This window comes from Desulfosarcina variabilis str. Montpellier (assembly GCF_048565275.1).
Lineage (GTDB): Bacteria > Desulfobacterota > Desulfobacteria > Desulfobacterales > Desulfosarcinaceae > Desulfosarcina > Desulfosarcina variabilis.
This window is the reverse complement of the sequence record NZ_CP159846.1, coordinates 2,729,338-2,748,549: the sequence shown is the minus strand read 5'-3', so window position 1 is coordinate 2,748,549 and position 19,212 is coordinate 2,729,338. Positions and strand designations below refer to the sequence as shown.

Genomic DNA, 19,212 nt, shown 5'->3' with positions numbered 1-19,212 from the left:
TCGTCACTGCGGAGTACGATCAGTACGCCTCATTCCTTAAGGATTCGCAAGCCTTGATCTTGGGCTTTTTACGAATCCGTCGAAAAATGAACTTTTTTCGATTTTATCGCTTTTAGAGTCAGTACGCCTCCCGAATCTCCTCCACACTAAGCGCCTGATCATAGACCGCCACCTGGTCGATCAAACCGGTGAAAAAATTCTGGGTACCCTGGTAATCGGCGCCAATGGTCAGGTCCACGTCCGGCACATCAGGCAGACTCACCGTCACGGTGGTATCATCCAAGCCGCCGTCAAAGTAAATCTGCAGGCGGTCCGCAACATCGTCGTAAACCATGGCCACAAAATGCCACTGGTCGGGAATCATGGCAATGGATTTGCGCGTCACCGTGTAGCTGCTGCCGTCACCGATGCCGGCATAGGGTCTGCCGTTATCCACGCCCAGAAAGTAAAAGTAATTGCCGGTGCGCCGGGAAATGACTTTGGCAAATGCCCTTGATGATCGTTCCCGAATCCATGCCGTCAGGGTCAGCTGACCGGTCAACCTGAAATCAGCGTGATCGGGAATACGGACACAATCGCTTCCATCCACGCGCAGGGCCGCATCAGGCAGGTCAAAGCGATCGCTGGTGTAACTGCCGCCGACCATGATACCGTCGTGGGCGCCAGTGCCGGCATCGCCGGTGGTGCCGTTGAATCCCCAACCGGCCACGCGGTTGGGATGGGCGGTACCGTAGAAAAGCCCCCGGATTTCCGAATCGGTCAGGGCCCGGTCAAAAATCGCCACGTCATCGATGTCACCGTCAAAGAAGTGCTCAGCCCCTTGAGAATCAGCGCCGATGGATAGATCCACGCCAACAATCGCAGGCAGGCTCTCAGGCACAACGGTCATTCGCTCGGTGCCGTCAAAATGTAAAAACATGCGATCCGCTGCATCGTTATATACGACGCTCAAATGGTTCCAGTGGTCAAGGGACATGAGCAGTGATTTGCCGGTCACCGTGTAGGTGATATCGTCGCCGATCCCCCCATAGGGATGGCCGTTATCGACACCAAGAAAGTAAAAATAATAACCGGTGCGCCGGGAAATGATTTTGGCATACTGGCCAATGGCCGTCTCCTTGGCCCAGGCCATGAGGGTCACCTCACCGGTGATATGCAGGCTCGCGCTATCGGAAACAAAAACGGAATCGCCGGATCCGTCAAACACCAATGACGCGCCACTGCCATCGGGTGTATCGCTGGACCAGGCCGTATCGCCCGTCAAGGTTCCATTATTGCTGCCCGCGCCGTCACTGGTCATGGATCCTGCGCCTTCGTTGAAATCCCACTGGGAAACCGGTGCGGGCCCTGTTGTACAGGCGGCCACGGTGATGGTAAACCGCCGTCTTGATTGAGCCCCGGCGGCATCGCCCAGGCTCAAGGCAAAAGGATACGTTCCCGGTGCCGGCGGTGACCCGCTCAGGTGGCATGAACTGCCGGTCGGCGTGATGGTCAACCATGCCGGCACGGTGGTACCGGCCCAGCTATAAGGCGCCGCCCCGCCTTCGGCGAACAAATCGCCAATATAGGGCTGACCATCGCAGCCTTCGGGAAGTTCATTGTTGAGCAGGATCAACCGACCGGTTGTGCGGTCAAAACAGCCAACCCGGTTGTGCAGGTCGGCAAGCGATACCCTAAGGCTCAGATCCGATGCGGAAAGCGTCACATTACCAGCGTATGCGCCAGACGTTGACGGATTGGTGTCGATGGTGAAATCACCCCCTCCGCTGATAATGGCAAATGCCGCATCGGCAATGCCGCCGATCGTCAACCCCGTGGTTTCACGGCCGCACACCCCGCCCGTGTCAATACCAGTAAGATCAACATCATACACATAAACCAGCCCCTTTTTCCAAGGATCATCATGAACACCGGCGGCAGCGCCAAACTCTGCTGCGGTGGGCAGGCGGCCATGGGTCTGGCTCCAGGCCACAACCGACCGTGAGGCCTTTTCAAGCATGGAAATGGCCGACGCCGTGCGCAACCGCTGCACCTGGGGCCCCACCAGTTTCATTCCCGCGCCCATCAGCGCCCCGGCGATGGCAATGGTCAGGATCAACGGGATCAAGGCCACACCGGTCTGGGTGGTCGCTGATGCCAAACGTCCCTTGATTGATCGGTGCATGCGCTTTACCAGGTTAGCTCAGGGATTAATGGTCAATACAAACGAGCGATGGGTGCAGTTGTCCAGGTTGGTGTTACTGTCGCAAGCCGGATCACTCCCCGTATTGCTGTTATCCCGCACCCAGGCGGTTAATAGAAAACTGCCGGCGGTATCTGGGGTCCCGTTGATCTCCAGATGGTCGCTTTGGATCCAGACAGTGTCGGTTTCGGTCAAGGAGGCGCCGTCGGTGGTGAATCCGATATCAACCGTATCCATGTGGTTGCGGAAACGAAGATTGGACGGCACGCTGCCGGTGGGTGTCTGGACGCACCAACGGTAATTCCCTCCGCTGGCAAACGGTACACCGCCATCGGCATAGATGGCAGCTGCGTATGGATTGCCGACCCGTCCGGGTGGCAGTTCATTGTTAAGTACGGACAGTTGCGGTCCCCGACAGCCGACCTGGCCGTGCAGCTCGCTGAGGGTGGCCCAGTACACAATATCGTCATAGGACTCCGGGCGGTTGAAATCGGTGGTGTCCCCATCCACGTTGTCCGTCCCTGTCGGGTAAACATTGATTACCGTGGACGTGGTTACGGCCAGGCTTGCCGCCGTCTGATTATTGAAGTTCTCACCACCGCTCAGAAGCACAAAGGCCACATTAGCCACGGTGACCGGCGCGCTGCAAAGAGCATCATTGCACTGATTCAAGGTAATTCGGGTGCTCCGGCGGGTGCATAGATCTCCGGTGGTCGCATCCCCATCCGCCAAGGCGGAATCGTAGAGATACTGGATGGGACGGGACCAGGCATCATTTTGCGTTTTGATGGTCTGGGTTAGCTGGGCCGCAGTGGGCAACACGGCCTGGTTGGCGGTGGCATGGCCGATGATGGCCTCGGCGGCGGCCTTGACTGTCTCGGTGGATTCAATTCGCTTGGCCCGAATGGAAAGCGGTCCGATCAGTGATGCGCCAAACCCCACGACCAGACCGATCAAGATCATCACAATGGCCATCTCAATGATGGTGAAACCGGCTTGATCGTTCTTGATGTCAGTCGGCAAAAGCGTCATCGTCCCCCACTCCAATGCATCCTTGACCAAAAAGCAATCGCCTCCTCACCGACAGGGCCGGCGGCAGGCGATTTGTCATTTTCCAAATTGAAGTTGGATCAAAATGGCAAAAATAAATATCTCACCGGGCTGCTCGCGGCCAAATAATCTTCGTTGGCGCGTATCGTACCGGTGTTAAACACACCATCATCGTATTTTGTGTCGATCTCCAGGGCCACATCCCAAGGCAGGTTGTCATAGCGGATATAATGCCCGTTGCCATTGCCCGGGTTGGTCCAGTACATCATGTAGGTGCTACCAAAGGAATGGATGGGCAGGTCACTGGTGCCGTTATAGGTGCCGTCAATGATGCCGGCCAAGACCAAATCCTCGAACAACTCAAAATGCTCGGTACCAAACGTCACCCGTCCGTTACCATCGCCATTGCTGGAATCGCTGGAGCTGTTGTCAACGGTTTCATCACCAGGGAACATGCCGTATTTGTCATAGAACGTGTAGACGGCGGCCCGCAGCTCATCGGCGGATTTGACCACTCTTTTCACTTTGGCATTCTGAATCATGGCCTGGCCCTTGAGGACGCCACCGATGAGCAGGCCGATGATTACCAGGACAATGGCGATCTCAACCAGCGTAAACCCTTTTTGGTTCTTGTACATTGATTTCCTCCGTGTTTCAGATATCATTTTTCAAACCAGTAAGAATCAATACCTCAGGGGTACAGGCAAATTCACGGGTTCGTAGTCACCCACAGTATCGGCTGTTTATGCTTGGACTTTAACATCCTGATCCTTATCCAAGGGTACGCACATGGGGCGTAATAAAAATCACCAATTCACGGGTCTGAAGCGAATCATCCACATGCTTGAACAGCCCTCCCACCAGGGGTAAGGACCCTAGCCCCGTGAGCCCTTCGTGCTCGTAGTCCTTGACCTGGCTGATAAGCCCGGCCAGAACCACGGTGTTGCCCTGTCTGACCCTGACGGTCGTGGACAGTTCCTGAAGATCAATGATCGGGTTCTTGATGGTCTGAACCGTCGTGGCCGAAGTCGGCAACTCCACGTCGGCCTCTTCCTGGATACGGGTAATGGTGGGCACGATGTTCATGGTCACGATGCCATCGGCGGTGATCTGAACCGCAATGCCGAACTGAAGCCCTAAGACCGCTCGTTTAATGCTGGTACCAAAGGTAATCACATTGGTCTCTTCATCACGATCGACCCCATCGATATCCCCATAGGGGAACTGATAGCCGACGGTTAACAGGGCGGATCGGCCATTCATCAGGGCCAGGTGGGGATTGGAAACCACCGAAACCTCACCCTGGGTGCGCAGAAAATCCATCACGAGTCCCAGGGCACTTTGATTGGCCAGCGTCAATGTACTGCCACCGTTAAAATTCAGGTTGAACGTATCCACGAAAAACCCGGACGCATCGGTAAACGCCGCATTCATGGCCGTCCAGTCGATGCCCAATTGGTTGCGATCGGTCAAGCGCACTTCCATGATTTTGGCCTCAATGTAAACCTGCCGGGACAGCGCCTCACCAAGAGCATCCAGAAACCGGACCATGGCATCCACCTTCCTGGGTTTGTCTGCCAGGTAAATCAATCCGCCGTTGCGATTGATACGCACCACACCACTATCGGATTTGAGCGTTTCCAAGGTCTCTTCAATGGCCGACCAGGCATCGGCGGTCTCTTCCTTTTTACTGGTTTTGACCAAGTACTTGCCACTCACACCGGCGTCTTCGACACTGGAGGCCAGCATATCGCCGCCCACCTGAATATCGGCTTCACCGGGCATGTCGATGTAGTCGAAGGCGTAGATACGTTCCACAACGGTTTTTATATGGATCACTTCATTCTCGATGGTCCATCCATACCCGGCGCCGTTTTTGACCACCATGTCCATGGCTTCAGCAAAGGTGGCCTGCTTCATGTGCACCGTCACCGGCCGATTCAAATCAACATCGGACTCAACCGAAAGATTCATCACGGTTTGAGTGGTAATCGCCTGGAGGGCAACCGAGAGCGGCACATTGTTGAGCGTAAGGGTATAAAGGGTCTGGGGCAAATCCAGTTCAACGGTCTGGGGGACCATCTTCTGCGCCAAAGGCGGCGGCCCCGGCGGCACGGCGTTGAATTCTCGTTTGAGCGCCGCCTTGATCGCATCGCGATCAACCTTTTCAATGGTGGGTTTCCGGGGGGATGAAACCGCGCACCCGGTTAGCACGACCAGGGCGATTATCGTGATAATCAACCAACGTTTTGAGTCTTGGATGAAAAGCATTGCGTCCTCTATTCGAACCGTAAGACCTGCCATGGGTTATTGTTGACTCAGCGAATAGGCAATTTCAGGCCGTTTTAAAAACCAGGTTTTCTTTCCCTTGGCCAGCAAAACACCGTCAGCGGAAATTTTTCGGATGGTGAATTCCTGCAGCATCTCGCCTTCGGAAAAAATGCCATTGTTCAACAAGGCGATTCGCTGCAACCGGCCGACAGGAGTATGGCGGGTCACAATACCCGCCAAAACAGGCAACACCACGGTCGGCCGATTGACTTTTTTCTCCACATTGACAGCGGACTTCTCTTTCTCATGGATCGCTACTGCGCTATCGGTATCCGGCGTGCGGGATGCAAAGCGTTCGGCCAAAAGCTGCATCCCGGAAGATATCTTCTCGGTCTCGGATTCCAATAGTCTCTGGTATTGCTGAAACTGGCGCCTTACTTGACGCGCGCCAGGTGAATATCCAGCCAGCGGTTGATCCAGAAGCGATAAAAGCAGGTAGCCATTGATGCCTGCCACCATCAGACCGGCAAGCACCCACAATCCGATAATAATCTGAAACCGATGCTTTAGTAATTTCATTTCAGCTCACCGGATTATTGTCGGAAAGCGTCAAATGATAGTCAAACGTCGCCTGAAGTCTTCCAGCTTGTTTTGCCGGCTCGTAAGTGAGGTCCATACGTTTGACAACTAAATAGGGATAAGCCTCCTCCACAGCAGTAATCCAACTGGCCACGGCGGGCAATGTTCCATGGGCAATGATGGTAATGGGCATCGCGTCTGCCCCTTGCGCATTTGTATCGTTTTTCACGGATAACTTCTCAAGACCCAGTTCCCAGGAGAGGCGTTTAAGGTTGTTTTCCACCACCAGAAACCCCAGATCCGCGGATGCCACCACATGGGTCAACCGGGATTCTTGCCTGCCGATTTGCTGGATCGTGGTCTGATTGGCCTTTAAAAAGCGCAGGTCCATCTGCATGGTCTCCAAATTCCGCCTGATGGTCTGGACCTGGTTGATCCGATGCATGTTCCACCCGGAAAGGCCTATCACCAGCACCCAAATTAAACTCACTGCAAACCATCTGTATTTTAATCGCCTACTCATGATAGCTCAAAACTGAAATGAATCTGGTATATGGGCTTTCGATCATTATGCACCTTGCGCTCCAGCCCAATGCGGATGTCCTTTTCCTGTAACGGGCGATCTTTCAGATTAAAACGATGGTTCACTTGGGTTAGAAAATCATCGAGAATCGCCTTGAAGGCAGCCGGATGCGTCGCGTTCACCGAAGCCTCGATGGTCAGGCGGGCAGCATCCGATGTATCCAGGGTTATTTTTTGCAACGCTACCGTTGTGGGCATGGCCAGCAAGGCACGCATCATCACATCGCTTGCCGACGGCCGTCCCAGTTCATTACTGATTCTATTTATTGTTTGATTCAGTTCCTGGAAAATCTGGTCCGGATTTTTGGCAGAAGCGGACTGAAGCATCGCAAACTGTCGGTGTTGGAAATCCATCTGACGTTGGCGTAGAAAACCGGCTTCCACCGCCAAAAGCACAACCAGACAGACACCCACGGCCATTCCCGCCCATTGGACCGGTCGCCACGTTATTTCCTTGTGCAGCGGTTTGTAGGAGATGCAAGGATGGTCATGGTTTTTAAGGTCCAGCGCCGAAAAATCGCGACACACGGCAAAGGTTTCGCCTTCATCCGGCAATTCCACCCGTTGAGACGGGCAAGGCATCTGCACGATGTCTCTGCCCAGCAATTCCGATAGCTGGCCGGCGGTTGCTGGATCCTGAGCCAGCATATACAGCGTGTCTACCGATTGTTTGCTTTTTTGTGAATACAGGTAGAATGACTGGTTGATTTCATAATTGAGCAGGTTGTGGATTTCGGTTGGATCATCGCCGGTCTCAGGTAGTTGAATATGGCGCGAAAAAAGGAACTGCCCCATATGGTAAAAATAAAGAAAACAGTCGCCTTGCGTCAGATGAACAAAGCCGATGCCACGTTCGGCAAACCCGTCGATGTGTCGACCCAGCGTCGCCTGCCAGATCAATGCCGGTGTGCTGATGCGGTGGGGACTGATGGCAAGCGACGCTAACCGCCGGTATAAGGCATATGCCAGCGGTTCCTGGAGATAGGTGCAATAAAGCATCTGGCGGCGATCCGGGTCCCGCACCATGGCATAATCGTAGAAGTTTGCCGCATCAGTCAGGCTGGGTTGTTCGAGGGATAGTTTTCGTTCGATAAAAGCGGTGATAATCGAGCGTTTACGGGCGTGGAATTCATAAAGATGATTTCCAAACCAATAATCCGGAACCACAATCAGTTGGTGGGTGGCCTGACGCACCCACTTCGGCACGGCGTCGATTAAACGGCCGTCCGGTTGCGCGTCATCCAACGGCAAAGCTGCCTGATGCGCTATATGGCCGTCCTTGGACATCATCAGAAAAGCGATTTGCTTTTCATCGGCAATCGAAATGATGGTGGGTGAGCGTCTGATCATGATGCTCTAATTATCGGCAGGGTGACTTTGAAGTTTACATCTATATGCTTTTTTTTCAGGAGTTTTTTTGACATTATCGTGTAGTCGGGGCATCTTTTTGATGGTGTTTGCCGAGCGCTTGTGGGTTGACCTTATCGGCAGGAATCACAGGTTTGATTTTTTTGCACATATTCGGTGAATATGCTAATTATGAAAGGCAGATACAGAAAAAGAAGATGGCGCAAGCCGCTTATGAGGAGGGGTGATGATGAAATATCGATGGTGCATTATTGCATTGGCAATTTTTTTGTGGGTGGGGTGTTCAGGTATCCAGACCAGTCAGGATTATGATCCAAAAACGGATTTTCAGTCGATCCAAACCGTGGCCTGGGCAACACCGACGCAGCCTAAAACAGGTGATGAACGCATCGACAATCCATTTCGGGATACCCGCATTCGAGCGGCCATCCGGCAACAGTTGGAAAAAAAAGGGTTGAGGTTTAAACCGGATCAAACGCCGGATGTCTTGGTGCGCTATCAGTATACCATACGCCAGCGAATCGATTCAGCAGGCAGCGGTGGCAGCGTCGGTTTCGGCATCGGCAGTTATGGCAGTCGGGGTGGCATCGCCATCGGTACCAGTACCGGCAATAACCTCCGTGAAATCGATGAGGGAACGCTGGTGATCGACCTTGTTGGCGCTGAATCCGACACACTGCTCTGGCGGGGCAGCGGCATTCAACGGTTTGAGGCGTACGATAACCCCAAAAAAACCACACAGGTTATCGATACACTGGTGGAATCCATTCTGAACCAGTTTCCACCCTCAAACTGACACTTATTCATAAATAACCCATTGGCCATTAGCCAATTTCAATATGAACAATGATGAACTCGTAAAAAGTCTTTGTTCGGACGGATTCGTAAAAAGCCGGAGATCAAGGCTTGCGAATCCGTCATCAATAAATTGAAGCGATTTGTATATCGGCCCGGATGATTCGGCGGCCCATGGAGGTTTTTTGAGCTTACTGTTCGATCAGCGTGACCGCGATCTTCTAAAAATCGTCAATGGTGTGCTAAGCCGATCCGCTCCCGATACCATGGGACGCAAAAACCTTTTTCCCTGGTTCCATCCCCATGGCATCAAGGAATTGGCTGAAACCCGGGGACTTCGTATCGCCTATGCGGTTATTCATTTGTTGGAATCTTTGGAGGCCGGCGATATTGATGACCGTCTGAACGCCCTACGTTCACTGCGTGACGAAGTCCTGCACGCCTCTGCCGGTTCAATGCCCAAAAACGCCGCCCGCGTATTGCTTTCGATCATGAAGGATTTGGTAAGGGCCCACGGTGACGAGTTCAGCCAGCTCCGGCTGGCCCATGATTTCCGGCGGGCAGCCAGTGGCAAACCCCGTATCGTCAGGAACATGTTACATAGATATCACCTGCTGGAAATGCCGGAGGACTGGAATCAACTCGCCTTTGACGATCATGTCCATGATATCAATACCAAAGGACGCAAATCCGCTTCCCATCTGATCATGGATGCCTGGATCAAAGGTATCCGGCGATTGCGCGTGATCTACTACAATTTTATTGATCCCCCTTCAGCCGCGGAACTGATCGAAGCGGCCCAGATCATGGGACTTGAAATCCGGATCGGCATTGAATTTTCGACCCGTTTCAGGGGTAAATACATCCAACTGATCTGGGTCCCCCGGGGCTTTTCCGATGCCCAATCATTTCTCTGTTTCCTTGCGGATGAACCGGTCAGGCAGCTCATGGACCAGGGTCGGGAAGTAACCCGCTACCGCCAAAAATATGTACTCACTATTCTTGAAGCCTTTAATCAGGTTCACCAGCCGGCCATCAATGCCGATTTCGGAATCAATCTGCCGGCCCTGGACATTGGCAAATTTCTGGCCTTTGTCCGTCCCGGCCAACCGTCCATTTTGCATCTGGCCAAGTATATCCACCATCAACTGATGCCGCTTTTTGAGCACAACGTGGAAATCCTGCGGCAGGAAATCAAAAACGCCGATGACAATCGGCAGGCCGCCATCCATCGCCTGGTCGACCGCATGAACGAGCTTGATTCGGAAACCATTGCCAGGCAGTTTCTACGGCCCTCGGCCCTTGCCGACATTCCCGACCCCAACCAGGTTTTCGATGATCCCGAGACCCCGGATCTGCTTTACCTGACGCCGCGACAACTGCTGGATCGGGTCACCCGTTTGCACACCGGTCATCGCATCACGCTGAATCTGACGGATCTTTTGCCCGAGGATGTGGTGGAAATCCTCTACGATTGTGAAGGACACATCAATCGCTTGGAAATCTTCAATCTCAAGGACTTCACCGCCGGCAAAACCAGCCATATCGAAGAAATCAGTGAGCTTCAGTTGGCCATCAACGAGGGCAACACCATCGATCTGAAACGGATTATCCGGCACATCATCGGGCGGCTGAACAATGCCAAGCCGTTTCCTGGAAAAGCGGATCGAATCGAGAAGATGGGCATCATCCTTCACGATATCAATGCCCTTAGTGCCATGTATGCGTCCTTCCATTTGCAGCCCAGAATCGGCAGTGACTCTACCGGCCATTCTGCCCGTATGTATGGCATGGGCCTGGCTGTTCTGGACTCCCTGCCCGCCAGCGTCCGCCGTTCATGCAGGCGCTGGCGGCATACAGATAATACACGACCCTGTGCCGTGGGTGATTCGCAGATCCCCTCCGTTGGCACCAAACGCAGTATCATTCCATTCAAGATTCCGGTCTATAAACGCGTTACCTACGTCCCTCACGAAAGTCCCAAAGGATCTCAGGGATTATATCAGCGTCTGTTGCAACATTTGCCGATCCTGAAAATTTTGGGGAAAATGCGACAGGTGGATTGGTTGATTCAACCCCACCTGACCCACATGGACAATAAAGGCAATATTGTCACCCTGGGCGGCATCGCCAATTGCACCGATAACGGATTGCGCCTCAACAGTGATACAACGAACGAGAAAACGTCCGATTTGTCTCCGTCTTACTTGAACAGCACGGTGAGCAACAGTCTGAAGATCCTGCTTGGCTTCATCCCGGCGTTTCTTTCATTTTACCTGACCAATCAATGGTGGGTATTGGCTTATCTGGGTGCATTTATCTGGTTCGGCATCACCGGTGTCAGAAATATTGTTCAGTCGGTGCTGGGCGGTGGCGGCATCGGTCGTTCGCCGCTGTTGCATTGGAATGATTATGTGAGTTGGGTACGCCTCTCCGATTCTCTGCTGTTCACCGGGTTTTCCGTCCCGCTTTTGGATTTTCTGGTCAAAACCGTGCTGCTCGATCGGTTGATGGGGATTACGACGGCGACCAACCCGATGGCGCTTTACACCATCATGGCCCTGGCCAATGGCATATACCTGTCCAGTCACAACCTGTTTCGCGGACTGCCCCGGACGGCTGTGTATGGCAATTTTTTCCGCAGCATTCTTTCCATTCCCATCGCGATTGTACTGAATACCCTCATCAGCATGCTACTTGGCGTTTTTGGTGTCGTGGGCATCGAAGGGCACCTGCAAAAATGGGCCGCCGTGATCTCCAAAGGCGCCTCTGATGTTGTAGCCGGGGTCATCGAGGGAACGGCCGACCGATTCAACAACATTCAGACCCGTTTCCAGGATTATGCCGACACGCTATCACAGATGTTTGACACCTATGCGCGTCTGGAAGGCCAGCAACCGGAGCTGAATGTGTGGGAGACCCTTGATGCCATTGGCAATAATCGTATTGATCCCAATGCCGATGCCAAGGATTTGGAAAAACTGATCGTTATCGGCAGTTTGGACCTGCTTTATTTCTGGATGTATCAACCCCGGGCGCGCACCACGTTAAAATATTTGTCCAAGACGCTTTCGCCTGAAGAAAAACGTATCTTTGTCGGATGCCAGGCCATACTCAAGCGGGAACGGGAGATCAGTCAGATGTTTATCGACGGCGTGGTGGGCATGAATTTCTCAAAGGGGCTCTCATTTTACCTGCAGTGTGCACCGGATTATCTGAAGGCCATGAATCGTTTGTTTAAACCTGACCTGTAACGCATGCTGGTTTCTTTATTCGGCGGGTTCTTTTTTGAATTTGAGCCAATCGGCCCGTTCCCACGTCCAGCCTTTTTGTTTCATGCATGACTTGATCATTTTCATTTCATCCAAGTTATCGTAGCTGTCGGGGTCGTCTCGAATCAAATCCCTGACCGACTTCTCGCAGGCGCTGTGATCAGCGGCCCATTGGCGATCACTTTTGGTGGGATGAACCGGTTTGTGAGTACATGCGCCAACAAAAAACAGCAAGACCAAAACCATAAGCGGCCATAAGAGGATGGTTTTCTTCACGGTCGTCCTTTCTCCATTTGATGCGGAGTTTCCGCAAACTTGATCTGATAATAGTTAGTTGTCCCCGAGTTCACGGATAATCAACTCCGGCAGGCTCCCCAGTTCCCGATTACGAATCTGCTTCCCGTTGATGAATGCCGTGGGGGTTCCTGAAACACCGATGGCTTTACCGTCTTCAATGTCCGCTTGAATCAATTTGCGGCTGGATGCCAATTGACGATCCTTTTTAAATTGATCCAAGTCCAGTTTCAGTTCACCGGCGATATCCAAAATTTTTTGTTCGTTGACCTGGTCATGGTTTTCCAGCAACCGGCTGTGAAATTCCCAGAATTTACCTTGTTTGCCGGCAGCCAGGGCTGCCATGGCACCGTTGTGGGCAAATGGATGGCTGGACAATGGGAAATGCTTGATCACATATTTTACACCGGTGGGGAATTGTTCCAGAACCTGCTCTATAAACCGTTCCAGGCGTGCGCAATAGGGACACTGGTAGTCATCAAAAACGACAATGGTAACTTTTGCATCCGCCTGCCCTTTGAACGCCCGGTTGGCAATATCAATAGGGAAAATGCGGCTGTATTGGATAATCTGTACCCATGAGGGCTGAGTACGGGTCAGGATCAGTTGATCATCACCCAATAGATCGATCCGATCAAACGTGTCGTTCAGGGGAATGCGGTCGATTACGCCTTTTCCCCGGGGTGAATAAAGCAGCACAGCCGATGGCGTGAGAAAAAAAATCAAGCCCTGATCGGGATTGGTGGCCAAATCCAAAACGGGTTCGTCCATATGTTCGGTCAGGATCGGTTCAAAACTGACTTCGGCATGCACAAGCGGTGCGGTCAGTGTCCCAATAAGCACCCCAATCATGATGATGTATCGAAACATGGCAATCCTTTTTCGCTAAAGGTATAAATTGCTGGTCGCGCTGGTGTAAGAGCGTGATGGCTCGCTTCATGGTCAGCCAGACGGACGAGGCGTATGATACTACGAAAAAGACTGCCGGTTCAAGTTTCAGGGCAAAGTAAATCAGGCCTTGAACGTCAGTTTGGTACCCGCCATATTTAAAATAAATTGATCCGGCATGGCCTCTTCAATCAGCCCGACGGCCTGCCTGCCCGTGCAATGCGTAGGGATGATGTAGGTCGGATTAAGCGTTTTTAAGGCGTCGACAGTCGGCTGGATCACCTGTTCAAGATCCTGGCCGGACAGGTGAAATCCGCCCATGATGGCCATGATCGTATCGATACCGGTTACTTGGCAGGCATACCGAACCGTATTGATAATTCCTGAATGCGCACATCCGGAAAGCACCACCAATCCTTTATCCCGGACGTTAAAAACCATTGCCGAATCATCGTCAAAAGGATCCTGTACCACCTGGCCATCGATCTCGCAGTACAAGTTGGGCGCACCCTTTTCAAACGACGTGGTGCGGGGGATCTGTCCCAAAAAGGCGGCGCGTTGATCCAGCATAAGATAGGGGTCTTTTGTCGGTATCACGGTGGCACCAGAGGCAGCGGCCTTCTCGGGGGTGAAGGTGGGGAAATGATATTTCAGGGTCTCACTTACTTTTAAAAAACGAGGATGCCGGAAGGCTGCCGGATGCAGTACCAGGGGAAGATCCGATTGGCCTGTTTTTTCAACCAGCGCCTGAATCCCGCCGACATGGTCCAGATGACCGTGGGAAAGCGCCATCTGCTCGACGCCGCTCAGGTCCACCCCCAGGGCATCGACATTGAAGGCCGCCCCATGTTCTGAAAAACCGAAATCAAACAACATGCGGTGGGACTGGCCATCCTCGGTAAGAGTGACAAACGATGCAAACCCATGCTCGGCCAGGATCGTGTTGCGCAATTCTTTGCCCACCACCGGCAAGGCCCTTTCAATTACCGCACTATTGTCTCGAACCAGAAAATCGATTAGGTTGTCCTGCAACGTCAGAATTTCAACCTGGTCCACGGCTTTAATGGAAATCGTCTTGCTCATAATCATCCTCACTTGCTATGGTTTGGCATTTAATTAGTGGAATATTTATTGGGCAAATGCACATTTATGCTTAGCGCACACAGTTCTGGGTGTCAAGCTCGCAGGATTGGAATCACGCTATTGGATCACCGATCACGATCAATTCTGAATCGGCAGATGGCTTAATTTTAGGGAATTGAATTTTCAATTTGTAATTCTCACATGTTTGGTATAATGCGGCGTCAAATATAATGATTTCGAAAATTCCCGTAAGTCAAAAATAAGCGGTTCACAAGCATCATCCCCGGTGGAAAGGATCGATCAATGGATAAAATCATCCCCAAACGCATGTTCTTCACCAAAGGCGTGGGCTATCATCGCAACAAGCTGCAAAGTTTTGAGTTGGCGCTTCGTGATGCCGGCGTCGAGATCTGCAATTTAGTGACCATTTCCAGTATCTACCCCCCCCAATGTAAAATCATCTCCAGGCACGAAGGGGTAAAGAGCCTGGTACCGGGCCAGATCACCTTTGTGGTCATGGCCCGCCAGGAAACCAATGAGCCGTCGCGGCTGGTCCACGCGGCCGTAGGGATGGCCCGGCCGTTGAACAAGGAACAATACGGGTATATCTCCGAACACCACGGCTATGGTCAAAACAGCACTCAGTCCGGCGATTTTGCCGAAGACCTGGCGGCCACCATGCTGGCCTCTACCCTGGGATTCGAACTGGATCCGGACAAGGCCTGGGACGAGCGCAAACAGCTCTATATCGCCGGCAAGGACCGCCAGTTTGTCAGTCGCAGCGTTGCCAAATCCGCCCATGGCCACAAGGATGGCTTGTGGACGACGGTGGTGGCATTGGCCGTCATGCTGCTGGTATAATGGAGGAAAACCGATGGGCAAAAAATCACTGTTTCACCATGCGCCGGATATTGTGCCGCAAAAACTGCCCAAGGGAATAAGCGTTCCCGACCTGATCACGATGATGGGACGGACCTGTTTTGAAGCGCGTAACGTGCAGCGGGCGGCGAGCCTTTTTCAGCGGATGATCGACCAGGGCGACACCATCTGGCTGGGCATTGCCGGGGCCGGGATTGCCGGTGGCATGGGCGGGATGGTGATCTCCCTTATCGAAGCCGGGTTCGTCAACGTCATCTGCTCCACCGGTGCGCAGGTCTATCATGATCTGCATTTCGCCTTTCATCTACCGGTCAAATCCATCCATCCCAACTGGGATGACGACCAGCTGCGTCGTCATGGGGATACCCGCATCTACGATATCGGTATTCGCGAAAAAGAGACCCTGGAAGCCCAGGACGAAATCATCCGGCAGTTTGTCAGGGAACGTCACGATCGACTGTCCGGTGCCCCTATGTCCTCCTGGCAGTTCAACTACCAGTTGGGACGCTGGGTAGCCGAAACCGCCCCCCATCCGGAACTCAGTTTCACAGCGGCGGCGGCCCGCAGCGGGGTGCCCATTTTCTGGGACTCGCTGGCCAACCATTCCATCGCCATGAACCTGGCCCGCACCGATTATGAAGGGCTGCCGGTTCAGCTTTCGGCGCAGCAGGATATCGTCCACTCGGCAGCCATTGCCTACGGATCCGAGCAAACCGGTTTTGTGGAGCTCGGCGGCGGCGGCCCAAAAAATTTCATTCAACAAACCGGCCCCACCATCAGTCAGATCCTGGGCATCGATTTCGAAGGCGCCGACCGCGGCATTCAAATCGGTACGGCGGTGGAACGGGAAGGCAGTCTGTCCAGCTGCACCTTCGGCGAGGCGGTCACCTGGGGCAAATACCAGCACGCTGACGAGGCCAACCTGGTCCAGGTCTGGGGAGAGTACAGCATCATTTTCCCGCTCTTGGCCGCCTATGTGACCGACCTGTGCCAGCCGCGTGCCTTGGCCAACCTGTGCGATCGCATGGACGCGATGGTCACCCGCCTGGAGGCCGCGCGATGAAGCCCCATGGCACACCGTTTCTGGGGCTGCCGGCCCCGCAATCCGATTTTGAAACCGCTGCCGTGGTGGTGCTGCCCTTCGGCTACGAAGGCGGTGTCTCATACGGCAAGGGCACTGCGGCCGCGCCGGATGCGGTATTGGCGGCGTCTTGTTATCTGGAGCTGTATGACGAAGTCCTCGATGATGAGCCCTGCCGGATCGGTATTGCCACGGTTACGCAGCCGGTCATCCCCTCGTCTGCCGGCGCCATGCTGGACACGCTGGAAACTACGGCCGGCACACTTCTCGATCAGCAAAAATTCGTGGCCGTGATTGGCGGGGACCATTCCATCACCACCGGTTATGTGCGCGCCCTGGCCAATCGCTTTGAGCGTTTCGGCGTGTTGCAGCTGGATGCCCACGCAGACCTTCGCGAGAGCTATGAAGACAGCCCATTGAGTCATGCCTGCACCATGGCCCGCATTCGGGAAATCACCCCCCATACCCTCCAAATCGGCATCCGCAGCATGTCTGCCCAGGAAGCCCGGCAGGTCAAGGAAAAGCATCTGGGCCTTTGTACCATGCACCGCTTTCGCAACGGGCGCTTTGATCTGGAGGCCGAACTGGACCGTTTGCCGGATCTGCTTTTCATCACCGTGGATGTGGATGTGTTTGACTGGAGCGTCATCGCCAGCACCGGCACGCCTGAACCGGGCGGCATGCTCTGGGATGAGGCAATGGATCTTCTCCAGATGGTGTTTAGCCGCAAAACGGTTATCGGGTTCGACGTGGTCGAACTGGCCCAACGGGACCACGATGACAACTCTCCCTTTGCCACCGCCAAGCTGATCTATAAAATGATCGGAATGAAATATTGCACGAATAAAGCGTAATGGAACAAAAGCCGTCCACCACTTTCCTGTTGTCCCTGTTGATGCTGTTGAGCATCGCTGGCCAAAGCTGCGCGGACAATACCTGCCGGTATCGCAAAACAGGAATCGTGGAAATCACCCGGGAAGGCAAACCGGTGGGAACATTTTCCGTGGCGCTGGCCGACACGCCCCGAGGTCGGCGCCAGGGGCTGATGCATTGCCCGGTCCTGGCCCCGGGAAACGGGATGCTGTTCAACTACCCGCGTGCTGACAAACGGGTGTTTTGGATGAAAAATACATTGATCGAATTGGCGATCATCTTTATCTCCGCCGACGAGACAATCGCATCCATTGCCCACGGCCAGCCGGGCAGCTTGGAATGTATTCATTCACCGGCAGGCATCCAATCGGTTCTGGAAATCAATTATAGTGAAAGCGAAATCCTGAGTGTTGGCGACCGGGTCCGGTGGCGTGTGGATACCCGTGGAGATGAAAAGGCCTCCTATTATCGCCCCTGACCGTCGGCCAGTCGCCAGGTCGGCATTACCCCACGTAAAACGATTACTACCCGTAACGATGACCGGTGTCAGATCCCCTTGTCCAGCAATCGCCGGTCATGCTTAAGACGGGACTGGATGCCCCTGCCCACCTCCCAGTGCCGTGAGAAATCAGACCAAAAGGCCTCGTCTTTGTTTTTCCAGTCTGGTCCGAAGCGCTCGTCGAAATAGGTTCCCAACCGGTCGAACAGCAATTTCCAGGGGGGCTTGCCCGCAGCCTGGGCAGCCAATAATGCTTCCAAAAAGTCATCCAATTCAACCAGGGTTTCCTTGGGCAGATAGGAAATCGCCCCTTTGCGGATGGAGGCCATCAGGGTTTCCGGGTTGACGGCATGGGCCGTGAGCATCACCGTGGGAATGCCTTTGGCCACTGTCTCTTCGAGCAGCGTGAGTCCGTTGACGCCCATGATATCCAAAATCGCCAGATCGTAGGTCTGGGTGCGGATTTTCTCCGAGGCATGTTCATAATCCTGCGCAGTGTCAACGGTGGCCATATCAAGGATGTCTTCAATGGTCTCCAGAATATCCACTTCGTCATCCACCGCCAAAATACGCTTGCCATGCAAATGCGCTTGATCAGCTGCCATGGTTGTGTTTCCTTTCAATAAGGGGCTGTCTCAATAAGGGGCCGCTTTTCGGCCGTTGCCTCGTGCTCACCTTTTTAAGGTCAAGGGTAGCGTAAGGCAAAAAACCGCTCCGGCGCCGTGATTGTTTCTGACCGTGATATCGCCACCCAGATGACGTGCCAGGATACGCGCACCGGCCAGTCCGAGACCATGGCCGGGTCTGGACGATGGCGTACTGGCCGCCAATCGCGTGTAACGATTAAAAATCAGTTCCTGATGGTCTGGTTCGATACCCGGTCCATCGTCGCTCACTGTAATGATCATCGTCTCATCCTGGCAGTCCATGCCGATAGCAAGATGCCGGGAGCGATGCTGGAGTGCATTTTTTATCAGGTTGCCCAGGATCTGACGGAATTTGCCTTCATCCTGGCAAAGCTGCAGATCACGAGCATTTTCCGATACTTTAAAACCAATGCCGCTGCGGTTCAAGAGGGCAGTCCGGTCTGTTTCGGTTTCGGCGGCCTGAAGCATTTCCCAAAGCTCGGCGTCAGCGGCTTCCAGCGCTTCCATAATCACGTCGCTTATGGTCGCCATGGCATCAAACCCGTGGCATTGGAAACATCCGGCATCCGAGCGTCCGACCTCCAGTAGATCACCGATCAGGCTGCGCACTTTTTTGGAACCTTTCAGGGCCCGTTTGAGGGTCCGGGTCTGGCGATCCGTCAATGGGCCGTATTTGTCCGTTTTCTCCAGGACCATCCGAACGGCGGTTTCAATTACCGCAAGCGGATCTTTAAGCTCGTGGATGAGAAATTCGACATCCAGACACCCCAGGAATCCGTCCGGGTCCGAAACGGCGCCAGGGTTTTCGGTCTTCTCATTTTCTCCGCTTTTTTTTGAAGATTTTGAAAATATGGAAAATTTGTTCATTG

The 19,212-nt window shown here is 53.5% G+C and carries 18 protein-coding genes; 6 read left to right on the top strand and 12 right to left on the bottom strand.

Going from position 1 to position 19,212, the window contains the following annotated elements; genetic code table 11:
* Positions 1-118 precede the first annotated feature (118 nt).
* The 7 genes from Dvar_RS12300 to Dvar_RS12270 all read right to left on the bottom strand — a co-directional run bounded on the left by Dvar_RS12300 (position 119) and on the right by Dvar_RS12270 (position 8,014).
* A complete protein-coding gene (locus Dvar_RS12300) occupies positions 119-2,164 on the bottom strand; it encodes a LamG-like jellyroll fold domain-containing protein (protein WP_419661998.1) in 2,046 nt (681 codons plus the stop codon).
* An 18-nt stretch (positions 2,165-2,182) separates the two neighbouring features.
* Positions 2,183-3,244, bottom strand: a complete 1,062-nt coding sequence (locus Dvar_RS12295) for a type II secretion system protein (protein WP_419661997.1) — start codon at positions 3,242-3,244, stop codon at positions 2,183-2,185.
* Between the two features lie 68 nt (positions 3,245-3,312).
* Positions 3,313-3,870, bottom strand: a complete 558-nt coding sequence (locus Dvar_RS12290; protein WP_419661996.1) for a type II secretion system protein — start codon at positions 3,868-3,870, stop codon at positions 3,313-3,315.
* Between the two features lie 133 nt (positions 3,871-4,003).
* The gene (locus tag Dvar_RS12285; protein ID WP_419661995.1) at positions 4,004-5,503 is read right to left on the bottom strand and encodes a type II secretion system protein GspD; all 1,500 of its coding nucleotides are present in this window, start codon (positions 5,501-5,503) and stop codon (positions 4,004-4,006) included.
* Positions 5,504-5,539: 36 nt separating this feature from the next.
* A complete protein-coding gene (locus Dvar_RS12280; RefSeq protein ID WP_419661994.1) occupies positions 5,540-6,082 on the bottom strand; it encodes a hypothetical protein in 543 nt (180 codons plus the stop codon).
* 1 nt (position 6,083) lies between these two features.
* Entirely contained in the window at positions 6,084-6,572 is a 489-nt protein-coding gene (locus Dvar_RS12275; RefSeq protein ID WP_419661993.1) for a hypothetical protein, read from the bottom strand.
* A 29-nt stretch (positions 6,573-6,601) separates the two neighbouring features.
* Positions 6,602-8,014, bottom strand: a complete 1,413-nt coding sequence (locus Dvar_RS12270) for a hypothetical protein (RefSeq protein WP_419661992.1) — start codon at positions 8,012-8,014, stop codon at positions 6,602-6,604.
* 244 nt (positions 8,015-8,258) lie between these two features.
* Here Dvar_RS12270 and Dvar_RS12265 point away from each other — a divergent pair, with 244 nt between their 5' ends.
* Together Dvar_RS12265 and Dvar_RS12260 are read left to right on the top strand one after the other, a co-directional pair.
* Positions 8,259-8,828 (top strand): DUF4136 domain-containing protein, encoded by a 570-nt coding sequence (locus Dvar_RS12265; RefSeq protein WP_419661991.1) that lies wholly within the window; start codon positions 8,259-8,261, stop codon positions 8,826-8,828.
* A gap of 184 nt (positions 8,829-9,012) precedes the next feature.
* On the top strand, positions 9,013-12,081 hold the full coding sequence (locus Dvar_RS12260; RefSeq protein WP_419661990.1) for a hypothetical protein: 3,069 nt from the start codon (positions 9,013-9,015) through the stop codon (positions 12,079-12,081).
* 15 nt (positions 12,082-12,096) lie between these two features.
* Here the strand turns inward: Dvar_RS12260 and Dvar_RS12255 are convergent, their stop codons facing one another.
* The 3 genes from Dvar_RS12255 to Dvar_RS12245 all read right to left on the bottom strand — a co-directional run bounded on the left by Dvar_RS12255 (position 12,097) and on the right by Dvar_RS12245 (position 14,364).
* Positions 12,097-12,375: a hypothetical protein gene (locus Dvar_RS12255; protein ID WP_419661989.1), complete on the bottom strand. Its 279-nt coding sequence runs from the start codon at positions 12,373-12,375 to the stop codon at positions 12,097-12,099.
* 54 nt (positions 12,376-12,429) lie between these two features.
* Positions 12,430-13,263 (bottom strand): DsbA family protein, encoded by an 834-nt coding sequence (locus Dvar_RS12250; protein ID WP_419661988.1) that lies wholly within the window; start codon positions 13,261-13,263, stop codon positions 12,430-12,432.
* Positions 13,264-13,404: 141 nt separating this feature from the next.
* Complete coding sequence (locus tag Dvar_RS12245) at positions 13,405-14,364, bottom strand: MBL fold metallo-hydrolase (protein ID WP_419661987.1); 960 nt, start codon at positions 14,362-14,364, stop codon at positions 13,405-13,407.
* Positions 14,365-14,667: 303 nt separating this feature from the next.
* On the opposite strand from Dvar_RS12245, the gene Dvar_RS12240 reads away from it, so the two are divergent.
* The 4 genes from Dvar_RS12240 to Dvar_RS12225 are packed head-to-tail and all read left to right on the top strand — an operon-like array spanning position 14,668 to position 17,675.
* Positions 14,668-15,225 (top strand): pyruvoyl-dependent arginine decarboxylase, encoded by a 558-nt coding sequence (locus Dvar_RS12240; RefSeq protein ID WP_419661986.1) that lies wholly within the window; start codon positions 14,668-14,670, stop codon positions 15,223-15,225.
* A 13-nt stretch (positions 15,226-15,238) separates the two neighbouring features.
* On the top strand, positions 15,239-16,306 hold the full coding sequence (locus Dvar_RS12235; RefSeq protein WP_419661985.1) for a deoxyhypusine synthase family protein: 1,068 nt from the start codon (positions 15,239-15,241) through the stop codon (positions 16,304-16,306).
* Complete coding sequence (speB, locus tag Dvar_RS12230; RefSeq protein ID WP_419661984.1) at positions 16,303-17,178, top strand: agmatinase; 876 nt, start codon at positions 16,303-16,305, stop codon at positions 17,176-17,178. Before Dvar_RS12235 ends, speB begins: the two co-directional genes overlap by 4 nt.
* The gene (locus Dvar_RS12225; protein ID WP_419661983.1) at positions 17,178-17,675 is read left to right on the top strand and encodes a DUF192 domain-containing protein; all 498 of its coding nucleotides are present in this window, start codon (positions 17,178-17,180) and stop codon (positions 17,673-17,675) included. The genes speB and Dvar_RS12225 overlap by 1 nt, the downstream gene beginning before the upstream one ends.
* Before the next feature lie 68 nt (positions 17,676-17,743).
* Here Dvar_RS12225 and Dvar_RS12220 read toward each other — a convergent pair whose 3' ends face one another.
* Together Dvar_RS12220 and Dvar_RS12215 are read right to left on the bottom strand one after the other, a co-directional pair.
* On the bottom strand, positions 17,744-18,301 hold the full coding sequence (locus Dvar_RS12220; RefSeq protein WP_419661982.1) for a response regulator: 558 nt from the start codon (positions 18,299-18,301) through the stop codon (positions 17,744-17,746).
* A gap of 66 nt (positions 18,302-18,367) precedes the next feature.
* A complete protein-coding gene (locus Dvar_RS12215) occupies positions 18,368-19,210 on the bottom strand; it encodes a sensor histidine kinase (protein WP_419661981.1) in 843 nt (280 codons plus the stop codon).
* Positions 19,211-19,212: the final 2 nt, after the last annotated feature.